At 63.9% G+C, this 9,916-nt stretch carries 9 protein-coding genes, 1 tRNA gene and 1 pseudogene; 8 read left to right on the forward strand and 3 right to left on the reverse strand.

Going from position 1 to position 9,916, the window contains the following annotated elements; genetic code table 11:
• Nucleotides 1-414: 414 nt before the first annotated feature.
• Entirely contained in the window at nucleotides 415-1,338 is a 924-nt protein-coding gene (locus tag IHE49_RS04745) for a hypothetical protein (protein ID WP_192155320.1), read from the forward strand.
• A 71-nt stretch (nucleotides 1,339-1,409) separates the two neighbouring features.
• On the opposite strand, the gene IHE49_RS04750 is transcribed toward IHE49_RS04745, so the two are convergent.
• Nucleotides 1,410-2,222, reverse strand: a complete 813-nt coding sequence (locus IHE49_RS04750; RefSeq protein WP_192155321.1) for an SDR family NAD(P)-dependent oxidoreductase — start codon at nucleotides 2,220-2,222, stop codon at nucleotides 1,410-1,412.
• 107 nt (nucleotides 2,223-2,329) lie between these two features.
• Between IHE49_RS04750 and tpiA the strand changes: the two genes are divergently transcribed.
• The 7 genes from tpiA to IHE49_RS04785 all read left to right on the forward strand — a co-directional run bounded on the left by tpiA (nucleotide 2,330) and on the right by IHE49_RS04785 (nucleotide 8,650).
• Nucleotides 2,330-3,079 carry a triose-phosphate isomerase gene (tpiA, locus tag IHE49_RS04755; protein ID WP_192155322.1) on the forward strand — a complete coding sequence of 250 codons (750 nt, stop codon included), beginning with the start codon at nucleotides 2,330-2,332 and terminating at the stop codon, nucleotides 3,077-3,079.
• A 23-nt stretch (nucleotides 3,080-3,102) separates the two neighbouring features.
• Complete coding sequence (gene secG / locus IHE49_RS04760; protein WP_192155323.1) at nucleotides 3,103-3,540, forward strand: preprotein translocase subunit SecG; 438 nt, start codon at nucleotides 3,103-3,105, stop codon at nucleotides 3,538-3,540.
• 11 nt (nucleotides 3,541-3,551) lie between these two features.
• A tRNA-Leu gene (locus tag IHE49_RS04765) sits at nucleotides 3,552-3,636 on the forward strand.
• A gap of 270 nt (nucleotides 3,637-3,906) precedes the next feature.
• Nucleotides 3,907-4,956: an alpha/beta hydrolase gene (locus tag IHE49_RS04770; RefSeq protein WP_192155324.1), complete on the forward strand. Its 1,050-nt coding sequence runs from the start codon at nucleotides 3,907-3,909 to the stop codon at nucleotides 4,954-4,956.
• Nucleotides 4,957-5,841: 885 nt separating this feature from the next.
• The gene (locus IHE49_RS04775; RefSeq protein WP_192155325.1) at nucleotides 5,842-6,372 is read left to right on the forward strand and encodes a hypothetical protein; all 531 of its coding nucleotides are present in this window, start codon (nucleotides 5,842-5,844) and stop codon (nucleotides 6,370-6,372) included.
• Between the two features lie 158 nt (nucleotides 6,373-6,530).
• Nucleotides 6,531-8,036 (forward strand): GGDEF domain-containing protein, encoded by a 1,506-nt coding sequence (locus tag IHE49_RS04780; RefSeq protein ID WP_192155327.1) that lies wholly within the window; start codon nucleotides 6,531-6,533, stop codon nucleotides 8,034-8,036.
• Between the two features lie 167 nt (nucleotides 8,037-8,203).
• Complete coding sequence (locus IHE49_RS04785) at nucleotides 8,204-8,650, forward strand: DUF4279 domain-containing protein (protein WP_192155328.1); 447 nt, start codon at nucleotides 8,204-8,206, stop codon at nucleotides 8,648-8,650.
• A gap of 61 nt (nucleotides 8,651-8,711) precedes the next feature.
• Here IHE49_RS04785 and IHE49_RS04790 read toward each other — a convergent pair whose 3' ends face one another.
• Both IHE49_RS04790 and IHE49_RS04795 read right to left on the reverse strand, forming a co-directional pair.
• Nucleotides 8,712-9,764 (reverse strand): SDR family oxidoreductase, encoded by a 1,053-nt coding sequence (locus IHE49_RS04790; RefSeq protein ID WP_192155329.1) that lies wholly within the window; start codon nucleotides 9,762-9,764, stop codon nucleotides 8,712-8,714.
• A pseudogene (locus tag IHE49_RS04795) lies at nucleotides 9,764-9,916 on the reverse strand (Vi polysaccharide biosynthesis UDP-N-acetylglucosamine C-6 dehydrogenase TviB); the annotation flags it as partial. The pseudogene IHE49_RS04795 and the gene IHE49_RS04790, both read right to left, overlap by 1 nt.

The raw sequence follows: 9,916 nt of genomic DNA on the forward strand, positions 1-9,916 counted from the left end.
CGCCTATCGCGCACTCGCCAGCGTTTGCCCGGTGAATCACGCATGGAGCCCGCTGCAAGCCCGTGGCGGCATGCTGTCTCCGGAGGGGTATGGGTCAGGCGCTGCCTCGGGATTTCCACAATTGAGCCGTTGACTGCCTCTCGCGTTCGCTAACATCGCGGTCGTTCCTGCGAGTGCGCAGCAACCTGGGGAATCCAATGAAGTCGCTGGTGCGTCGATTGCTTGCAGTGTTGCTGCTCGCGTTGCCTCTGTCCTGCCTGTCCCAGGTTCGCATTTACCTCGGAGCGCCGCCGCCGAAGCCCATGACCCTGGTGCCGGGGCTGTATGCAAATGCGGGACAGGGCGCCATGGCGGGAGGGCAGGAACCCAGGGCCTTCGCAGTCAGGATCACCCGCGTCGACGGCGACCAGTTCAGTGGCACGCTGGAAGTTGTTCGCCTTGACGAAAACGGGGGCGCTGGTCCGACTGAGTTCGAAGCTGACCGGGACAATGGGCAACGCTGGTATCGCCGCGACGCCGGGCAAGATCGTCATCAACAGCACGGCGCCGTTGACTGTCCAGCTGCAGGACGAGCCACTGCGCTCTTCGATGACCGAGATGACCGGGAACATGCGGGCCGACGGATTCAGACTGTCGTGGAAAACCCCCGACAGGCAGATGGGCGCGGACAAGCTCGGTACTTTCGCGGCCTTGGTCATCGCCAGCGAAGACGAGTATGGACAGGTGATCGACCGCTACAGGGAGATGGCTGCCGACAAGGCGCAGCTGATGGCATTCCAGGCATCCTCGGCCGATCTCGTCGAGCGCCAGTTGAAGGCATACATGCAGGAGACCGACCAGCTTCTCAAAGCGCCACCCGTGGCGGGTAGCCAGGACGATGTCGTCGCCAAGGCTGCTGCGCTGTACAAGAAGGAAAGGGCGCTGCTGGAAGGCCATCTGCCGAGCGACGAAGAGGCCGCGCCCAAGGGCGCCAGGCTGATGGCGATGCAGATCGACGCCTACTGGTCGCAGGTGGCTTACATCAATGCGCGGCAAAGGGAGGTGTCGCGCTATTGGCTGGGCAGGGGAGCCTCGATCTCGCAACTGATCTGGTATTCCCCCTGCGTGTCCGGCACCTCGCCGACTTCCCTGGAGTACGCGGCCTCACCAGCCTGCGGTGGACTGGCCACGGCATACGACACCGTGCAACGACGCATGCGCGAAGTGTCGAGCGCATTGGGTAACGCCACCGCGGCGGAGACGTCGATGGAGTGCCTGTGGCACGCGGCGCACCAGGCCCTCAGGCCGGCAGTCCCGACGATCCCGGACTATTGCAAGCGAAGCCTCGCCACTCTCTGAAGGGCAGGGCGAAAGCGGCTGGTTTTCAGGGCGCCGGTATCCGCTCTCGATGAGGCAAGGAAAGTCGCGGCTCAGGCGGCGTCCTGCGCCCGGTACCGCTTGGATTGCCTGGCCGACAGGTTCATGGCCACGCGGTCGGGCAACAGTTTGAACATGGTCTTGATCATGCGGTTCACACGGCCGGTGACATGCACGATCTCGCCACGCTCCACCGCGTCGATGCCTTCGGTCACCACTGCCTCGGCGCTCTGCCACATGAAGCCGGGGAGCTTGTTCATCAGCATGCGGGTACCGGTGACATCGTGGAACTCGGAATACGTGAAGCCAGGGCATAGCGCGCAGACGTGCACGCCACGTTCGTGGCTCTCGAGCGCGAGCCCTTGCGAGAACTTGATCAGGAACGCCTTGGCGGGCGCGTACAGCGTGTGTCCAGCGGTGCCCGGTACATGGCCAGCCAGCGACGCCACGTTGACGATACGGCCATAGCCGCGTTCCCGCATGCCGGGAAGCAGTCGCCACGCCAGTTCGACGGGTGCTGTCAGCAGCACCTGCAGGAAGTCCGCATGCGTGCGCCAGTCGTTCGCCACGAAGGTGCCGGGAACGCCGTAGCCGGCATTGTTGATCAGCCAATCCACCGCGAGTCCACGCTGCGCGAGTTCATCGCACAAAGTCCCCGGCGCGGCGGGGTCGGCCAAGTCGGCCGCCAGTGCAGTCACCTTGCAGGCATGCTGTTGACGCAGTTCCCCAGCCAGCGATTCGAGCCGGTCGACGCGACGCGCAGTCAGCACCAGGTCGTGGCCGCGTGCCGCGAGCGCACGAGCGAAGGCGGCGCCGATGCCGGCGGATGCGCCGGTGACGAGGCTGAGCGGGCGGACTGGCGTCATGCGTTTCTCCTGGAGGGTCATGGCATCTTGGACGTTGCGCCGCAGCAATACCAGTCCCGTATCGTCGCGTAAAATCTCGGTTTTATCGGAACGGATGCACGTCGAACATGCGCAAGAAGCTTGTTGCCGCCAACTGGAAGATGCACGGTAGCCGTTCGATGGCCGGCGCCCTTTGCGGCGAGATCGCCGCCGCCGGCACGGGAGGCGTCGACGTGGTGGTGTGCCCGCCGTTCCCCTATCTGGGCGACGTGGCCGCGGCCTGTGCCGAGGCCGGCATCGGCGTGGGTGCGCAGGATCTCAGCGCCCACGAAGGACAGGGCGCATATACCGGCGAGGTCTCCGCCGCGATGCTGGCCGATTGCGGCGCGCAATGGGTGATCGTGGGGCATTCCGAGCGCCGCCAATACCATGGCGAAAGCGATGCGCTGGTGGCGCGCAAGTTCATCGCCGCGCGTGCCGCGGGCCTTACGCCCATCCTGTGCGTGGGCGAGACGCTGGCACAACACGAGGGCGGCGAAGCCGAAGCCGTGGTCGCGCGCCAGTTGCATGCCGTGCTTGCCGCCTGCGGCATCGGGGCGTTCGACACGGCCGTGATCTCCTACGAACCGATATGGGCCATCGGCACTGGCCGTACCGCCACGCCCCAGCAGGCACAGCAAATGCATGCGTTCATCCGTAGCCAATTGCAAAAGGAAGATGCTATGATTGCCCGTCTGACTCGGCTGCTTTACGGCGGCAGCGTCAAGGCGGCCAATGCCGCCGAGTTGTTCGCGCAGTCGGACGTGGATGGCGGGCTGATCGGTGGAGCCTCGCTGACCGCTTCTGACTTCCTTGGAATCTGCGCAGCGGCGCACTAGTCGCCACGGGCTCGATTGCACACATGTTCGTCATTTTCAGCGTGTTTTACATCCTGGTCGCCGCGGCGATGACCGTGCTGATCCTGCTGCAGAACGGCGAAGGCGCCAGCGCCGGCTCCGGTTTCGGCGGCGGCGCTTCGGCCACGGTATTCGGTGCGCGCGGCTCGGCCAACTTCCTGACCCGAGCCACTGCCGTGCTCGCTTCGCTGTTCTTCGCGCTGAGCCTCGGCATGGGCGTGTACCTGCACAGCCATGGCGCCACGCAAAGCAGCGGCGCCGATCTTGGCGTGATGGCCGGCATGAGCACGCCGGCCCCCGCCAAGCAGGCGACGGCTGCGACCACTCCGGCGAACCCGGAGGTGCCCGCTGCCGCGAACAATACCGCGGTACCCGTGGCTCCGGCCGCGAACAAGCAACAAGGTGAAGTGCCGGCCGCACCGGCACCGCAGAAGAAGCAGTAAGCAAGACACCTGCCCAGGTGGCGGAATTGGTAGACGCACTACCTTGAGGTGGTAGCGCTTTAGGGCGTAGGGGTTCGAGTCCCCTCTTGGGCACCAATCGAAGTTTCAACGAGTCTCAACGAGTCTCATGAAACGCACTAAAACCCCGCATTTTGCGGGGTTTTTTGTGCCTGCCGATTTCACGACGCCTCCGCAGATCCCAGAATGTTGCCTATGCTCTTGAAGCTGCCGAGATTCTCGGCAGCTTCTCTAAAAAGCGCTGCGCAACTGCAGGGCCGTGCCGCCGCATGACTAGTTGCGCGCGCTACGCTGAGAGCCCGTTCTAATGTTTGCCCGCAGCAGACCGGTTCTTACCTAGGGGAACGCATGAACAAATGGTTGATTGCAGCCGGTTTGCTTGCAGGGTTGTTGGCACTCCTGCCTTCGACTGCGGCTCAAGCGTCCTCGACGTGCAAGCCGGGCGCGAAGATCTCGGAGGAAGGTTTCGTCCCGATCGACGGCATCCAGCAATGGGTGACCATTCATGGCGCGCGCTGCGATAACCCCGTGGTGCTGTTTATCCATGGTGGCCCGGGCAATCCGCTGAGTCCGTTTGCCGGCAAGGTCTACGGGTCATGGGAATCCAGGTTCACATTGGTGCAGTGGGACCAGCGCGGTTCCGGCAAGACCTTTGGGCGTAATCCGACGAGCGCGCAGGCGTCGCTGAGCATCGAGCAAATGAGCCAGGACGGCATCGCACTGGCGAGCTACCTCACCGCTCATGTGGGGCAAAGGAAAATCATTCTGGTGGGCAGCTCGTGGGGTTCGGTGCTGGCGGTGCACATGGCGAAGGCGCGACCGGACCTGTTCTACGCTTATGTCGGTTCCAGCCAGTTGGTCGATGGCAAGGCCAATGAATCGGCCGCGTACCAGCAAGCGTTGGATCGCGCGCATCGCATCGGCGATACCAAGAATGCTGCTGCTCTTGAAGCACTGGGGCCGCCACCCTGGACCAATCCACGCAGTTTCGGCGCATTGCGTCGTATCACTCGCCGCTACGAAGCGCAGACCACGACACCTGCACCCGCCGATTGGTGGCAGCCTGCGCCGGCCTATGCCACTGCATCGATACAGCATGATGAAGACGCCGGGGAGGACTACTCCTACCTGCAATACGTCGGCACGGATGGCCACGGCATGTTCTGGCAGATCGACTTGCCGGCACTGGGCCATGCGTTTCGTATTCCCGTATTCCTCGTGCAGGGCGCCGAGGACCTCAACACCGTGCCGCAGATCACCAGGCAGTATTTCGATGCGATCCGTGCGCCGCAGAAGGCCTACGTGCTCGTGCCGCGCACCGGGCACGATCCCAACGCGGCAATGGTCGACGCCCAGTACAAATTATTGATCGAGCGCGTGTTGCCGTTAACACGATGAGTGAATCGACGTGACTGGGACGGCCGAAGTGACGGCAACCCGTCGGGGAAAGGTATTCATCGCCCGGGGCAGCGGCAGATATGACGTCGGACTTCGCGTCACGCGACACGCATCGACAGGTGTCCCGGCACCTCGGCTGCAAATCGAGCCGCACGGAGGATCTGGTGGCTCCTCGTCGATGCACCGTGCCCCCGAACCGTTGCAATTCCCTTGCCCGGTTCACTGGCCCGCGAAAGAGGCCTTTCATTTGGGAAGGACGCCAATGCTGCACAACTCGTCTGCATCGCGCGCGAGGCGGGTTTTTCAAAACGAGCCCCATGCAAAGTCGGTGGTTGACGCTACCATTCCGGCAACGCCGTCATCTGGCCCACGATCCGAGACCGATTGAATGACCTCGACAGACCAAAAAACGGTCGGTGCTGACCAGCCATCCCATACTGGCCACATGCCCAAGCCCTTGCCGTGCGACCTGGACGGCGAAGCCACTGACTGCGCCGAGGGACTGGCGCGCGAGGAAGCGCTGCGCGGGTCAACGCTTCGCACGCCGCGCTGACGGGCATCGCGCACGGGAAGGGGCCCTTGGGGAATTTTCCAAACGAGCCTTGAGAGGCTGCGCCCTTGCTCGCCTTTCGATGCCCTCGTGGCGCCAACACATAGTCCGATAACGTCGAACAGCGACAGAAGGACTGGAGAAAAAGGCCCGTCCCTTCGGCGCGTTCTTTATTGCCTGTTCGTCTGACGGGGACCATGCATATCCGCTGCAATCTTCCGCTGGATGGGGCATTCCTGGGGGCGCAGATGTGGGACGCCCGTGATGCTTGTGGAACCTCTGATGCGTACTCACACGACCATACGCAAGGTCGTACATCGCCATAGAGAAAAGTTGTGGACATAGACCTCGACCTTGCGAATCGCCTTGGATTTCCTCGTCCGCAATACACGGCCGTCGAGAGGGAACGCCGCTGGCTATGTCGCTACATTCCGCAAGAGCGGATCGTGAGTACAGAGGCGATTACGGATCTTTATGTCACGGGTTCCCGTCTCCGACTCCGCGAGGCGCGCCCGGTGGGTGAGGGCACGCCCCGGCTGCGGCTTACGCGCAAAGCGGACGTGGATAGGCACACGAGACTGATCACGTCGATCTACCTGCCGGAAGACGAGTTCGCGATCCTCGCTTCCTCATTGCCCGGGAGCCGGATCAGGAAGCTGCGGCACAGGCTCGATGCGATCGACGGCGTCACGATGTCCGTGGATGAATTTCAGGGAGAGCTGGCTGGGCTTCTTCTGGCCGAAGCGGAATTCGAGAATCCGGAGCACCTGGCTTTGTTCAGCGCTCCGGATTTTGTGGCACGTGAAGTGACGGACGATCCGCGATTCACCGGTGGCTGTCTCGTCCGGCATGGCATTCCGACTTGAACCGCTGCGGTGACGGGCTGCGCAGACGCGCGCGCGGAGGCGGCATGAGACTGGCGTTTGAGGTTCGCTTTCGGTCCGCAGCGGATCTTGCCATGATGGAGTAGGGCGCCAATCCCGCATGGCTGGCTGCGTGCGACGGCCTTATTGCATTCGAGCGCATGAAAATCCAGACGCTGGCACCGAAGGTCTACGTTCCGCTGCTGGCCGTCCACGCGGCGGTGCTGATCGCGGAACCTGCGCGGGTGTTGTCGTGGAGCTACGCGCTGGTACTGGCGGTGATGCTGTTCACCTTGTTCCTTGGCGGGCGAAGGCTGCGCCTGAGCGTGGCGCACAACCGGCCCTGGTGGACGATGCTGTTGCTGGCACTGGCGGTGCAACTGGCGGCTTTTGGACTCCTGCTGGCCGACTCGCTGGTGCATCCGCAAGGCACGCTGGTGGCGTTCGACCCTACCTTCTACTTCTGCCTGAGCAGCCTGCTGTTGACGCTGGCCGCCGTATACAACCCGGTCGGCCCGCTGCACCGCTGGGCCAGCGCGCTCGATGCCGTGCTGGCCTGCGCCGCCGCGGGTCTGTTCTATGCGTTGTTGCGCGACGTCATAAAGCAAGACAGCGCGGAAACATCCACTGCCTCGCTGGTCATGTGGATGTTCGACGCGATGGCGTTGTTCGTGGTGGCCTGTGCGACCTTGCGCTTTGCCGTCGCCAAGCGCGCGGACGAGCGCCGCTTCTTCGTCGTGTTGCTGGTGTTCGCATGGGCGGAGCTGGTGTTTCCGGCGATCCACAATCGCTTCATTCTTTCCAGCGAATCCTATCTGCCCGAGCTGTGCCTGGACCTGCCCTTCGTCGCGGTGGGTCTGCGGCTCAGCCAGCGGCGCAACGTGGCATTCCGGTGGTATCGACCAAACCGGCGCGCCTACCTGATCGCGGGCGGCACCAGCCCGTTCGTACTGAGCATGGCCCTGTGCCTGCTGGCCTTCGCCCAGTTTGACCGCAACCGTGCCCTTGCCTTCGGCGCGATGGCGATGGGTGTCGTCTCCTACGCCATACGCGTTGCCTTGCTGCTGGGACATCATTTGCGCCAGGAGGGGGAGCTCAAGCACCTGCAGCGGGGATTGCGGCGCACCGTCGTCCGCGACGAGCTGACCGGGCTGCTGAACCGCCGCGGCTTCTACCGCAACCTGGATCGCGTGTGGGAACGAGTTGCGCAGGAAAGATTGCCTATCGCGGTCACCCTGCTGGATATCGACAGTTTCAAAGCCTACAACGACGCGCATGGGCACCTGGCGGGCGACGATTGCCTGGCAGCGGTGGCGCGCGCGCTGCAGCAGGAGGCCGACGCATACGGCGACCTGACCGTCGCTCGTTATGGCGGCGAGGAATTCGCCGTGCTGTTGCCGGGTCGCGATCGTGCGACGGCGGAACACATCCTGCAGCGACTGCGGTTGCGGGTGGAGGCGCTGCGTATCGCCCATAGCCGAAGCCTGCACGGCGTCGTCACCATCAGTGCGGGACTCGCCGCGCGCGACAGCGGCGAACAGGGCGAAAAATCGGAGTTGCTGGACCAGGCCGACCAGGCGCTCTACGCTGCCAAACGTGCCGGCCGCAACTGCCTGCGATGGTTTGCGCCGGACCTGCCAGCGAGCGGGCTGGACAGGCGTGGTTGACCTCGCACTCGGCGCGCCGGAACCCGTGCATCATCGGCTCGACCGGCAGTTCACGCTTCGTGCGGGCGCGCGGTGGCCGTTGTCAGTGAAGCCGCTTGCGGAACATTGGTGACATTGCGCGATCAGGCCCGCTTTCGAACCGGCGCCGACACGCTTTGAGATCCTCTATGGGCGTCGCCATGCTCACTACTCACGCCACCATGCATACATACACCGTACAACTCCGAATCCGCGGGACTGGGCTTTGCCCCGAAGAGATCACCGGTCATCTCGGTCTTGATCCCAATCAAGTGAGGAGAGAGGGGCAGCTGAGAGGCGTCGGGCAGACGTGGTCTGAATCGATGTGGTCCTACGATGGCTCTATCGACGGCGGCGTTATGGAATGGAGCAGCCTTGAGGAAGGACTGCTGTCGGTCATGAATATCCTATGGTCCAAGCGCACCATGATCGAGGCATATTTGCGCCGCTTCGACGTTGTGTGGTGGTGCGGACACTTCCAGTCCAGCTTCGATGGTGGCCCGACTTTCTCGGTGGCGCTGCTGGGAAAGTTAGCCGAGTTTGGCGTTCCGATTTACCTCGACAACTATTTTTCGGCGCCATGCACTATCGAATAGCCTGCGGATTGGGTCGGCTTTTACCCACATCCGACATGGCCGCTGGATGGAAAGGGCAACCTCAGGCTGCCGCCTGTTGGGAGATGAACTTCAGATACCACGGCATCGCCTCGCCCAGGCCCTGCAGCAGGGTGTGGGTAGGTGCGTAGCCCAGGCGGGTGGCGGCGCGTGTGATGTCGGCCAGCGAATGGCGCACGTCGCCCGCACGGAACTCGCGGTGGATCGCAGCCTTGGCGTAGCGCACGTTCTCGGATGCGAGCTGCCGTACCAGTCCCTCGAACAGCTGGTTGAGGCTGGTGCGCTGTCCCACGGCCACGTTGTAGACCAGGTCGCGCTGCCCGTCCGTCGCCAGTGCCGCGAGCAGGTTGGCCTGCACCGCGTTGGCGACATGGCAGAAGTCGCGCGTGGTCTCGCCGTCGCCGTTGATGTACACACTCTCGCCGCGGATCATGGTGGCGATCCATTGCGGGATCACCGCGGCATAGGCGCCTTCCGGATCCTGCCGGCGGCCGAACACGTTGAAGTAGCGCAGGCCGATGGACTTGAAGCCGTAGCAGCGCGCGAATACTTCGGCATAGATCTCGTCGAACAGCTTGGTCGCTGCGTAGGGTGACAGCGCGCGTCCGATCCGGTCCTCGATCTTCGGCAGGCTGGGCTCGTCGCCGTAGGTGGAGCTGGAGGCAGCATAGGTGAAGCTGGCGACCCCGGCGTCGCGTGCGGCCACCAGCATGTTGATGAAGCCGGTGGCGTTGGCTGCGTGGGTGGCCAGCGGATCCTCGATCGAACGCGGCACCGAACCCAGCGCAGCCTGGTGCAGCACGTGGCGCACACCGGGGCAGGCACTGCGGCAATCCGCGATCTCGCGGATGTCGCCTTCGATGAAGCGGAAGCGCGACCACGCCTCCGGGCCGACCAGCCGTTCCACCTCGTCGAGGTTGCGGCGATGGCCGGTGGCGAAGTTGTCCAGGCCCACCACGTCCTGGCCCAGGCCCAGCAGCGCCTCGACCAGGTTGGAACCGATGAAGCCGGCAGCGCCGGTGACCAGCCAGGTATCCGCGCGGGCGCGCATGCGCAGCTGCAGGTCTGCCGGCAGCAAGGTGTCTAGCGTCGTCATCACAGCCTCCCATCCACGGCATCGCGCGGCAGCACGTACTTCACGTCGTAGAGCACGGACGAAGGTTTGCCATAGGCACGCACGCCGTCGGCGCCCAGCGCCACGAACTGCCGGTGGCCCACGGCCACGATCACCGCATCGTAGGCAGCCGC

Source organism: Rhodanobacter sp. 7MK24, from assembly GCF_014842995.1.
Lineage (GTDB): Bacteria > Pseudomonadota > Gammaproteobacteria > Xanthomonadales > Rhodanobacteraceae > Rhodanobacter_A.